We start from the raw sequence: 1185 nt of genomic DNA, 5'->3' as shown, positions 1-1185 counted from the left end.
TGGCGGTCTCGGTCGGCTCGGTCACGGCGAGCAGGCTCGACCCGGCGTGCTCGAGGGCGGGCTGGCGCGCGACGGCGTCGAGCAGCACCGCCGAGCTCAGCCCCAGCTCCGCGGCCCCCGCCGAGGCGCGTCGCGACCAGCTCCCGGCGAGCCGGGTCGCGGCGGCCGCGACCGGGCGTCGGGCGAAGGCGCCGTCGCCGTCGGCGGCGTGGTCGGCGAGGGTCGCGGAGGCCAGCACGAGCGAGACGGTGGCGGCCAGTCGAGCCCCGTCGCCGGTCGCGACGGTCGCGGTCCGCATGCCGCGCAACGGACACGGGCCCGCCTTGCGACGACCGGGGGTCGCGGGGGACTGGGCGTCGAGCAGGACGGAGATCAGGAGGCCGTCGTAGTTGGTGGCGATCCGCGCGGCCTGCCCGTGGTGGTCTCGCAGCGCGTAGCAGAGACCGCAGAGGTGGCCCATCCACTCGGCGCGCAGGGAGGGGGCCAGGGTGTGCCGGCAGGGCCGGATCATGCCGAACACGGGCAAGATCGTAGCGGGACGATCCCCTCGCCCGTGCGCGGTGGGCCGGATAGCGTGCAGGCCCATGCCGTCCACGGGCGCGATCCTCGCCTTCCTCGCCGCGTCGCTGGTCCTGGTCGCGATCCCGGGCCCGAGCGTGCTGTTCATCGTCGGGCGCGCGCTGGCCCACGGCAGGCGGGCGGCGCTGACCAGCGTCGCGGGCAACACGACCGGGGTGGCGGTGCTCGTCGTGGTGGTCGCGCTCGGGCTGGGGGCGGTGGCCGCGGCGTCGGCGGTGGTGTTCACGGTGATCAAGTTCGCGGGCGCCGCGTACCTGGTCTGGCTCGGCGTCCACACTTTCCGCACCCGCGGTGACCTGGTCGCGGCCCTCGGCGCCCCGGGCGTGCAGGCCGACCGGCGGGTCTTCCTGCAGGGCGTCGTCGTGGGCCTGACCAACCCGAAGGCGCTGGTGTTCTTCGCCGCCGTCCTGCCGCAGTTCCTCGGCCCGCAGCCCCCGAACCCGGCCGTCCAGCTGCTCGTCTTCGGTCTCCTCTTCTGCCTGACGGCCGCGGTGCTGGACTCGGCCTGGGGCCTCGCCGCGGGCGCGCCTGCGCCACGACGGGCCCTCCGGCCTCGACGCGGCCTTCCGAGGCGAGTACGACGTCGTCATCCTGGACATCATGCTC

The 1185-nt window shown here is 75.6% G+C and carries 2 protein-coding genes; one reads left to right on the top strand and one right to left on the bottom strand.

Annotation, left to right across the window (positions count from 1 at the left end; translation table 11 throughout):
* Positions 1–520 (bottom strand): DUF5685 family protein (locus tag H5J29_RS33535; RefSeq protein WP_312858519.1); only part of this gene is annotated, 520 nt, incomplete at its 3' end.
* Between the two features lie 64 nt (positions 521–584).
* On the opposite strand from H5J29_RS33535, the gene H5J29_RS33530 reads away from it, so the two are divergent.
* Positions 585–1185: LysE family translocator (locus H5J29_RS33530; protein ID WP_181784885.1), on the top strand; the 601-nt coding region annotated here is incomplete at its 3' end.

Source organism: Pseudonocardia pini (assembly GCF_013870575.1).
GTDB lineage: Bacteria > Actinomycetota > Actinomycetes > Mycobacteriales > Pseudonocardiaceae > Pseudonocardia > Pseudonocardia pini.
This window is presented reverse-complemented; position numbering and strand designations above follow the sequence as displayed.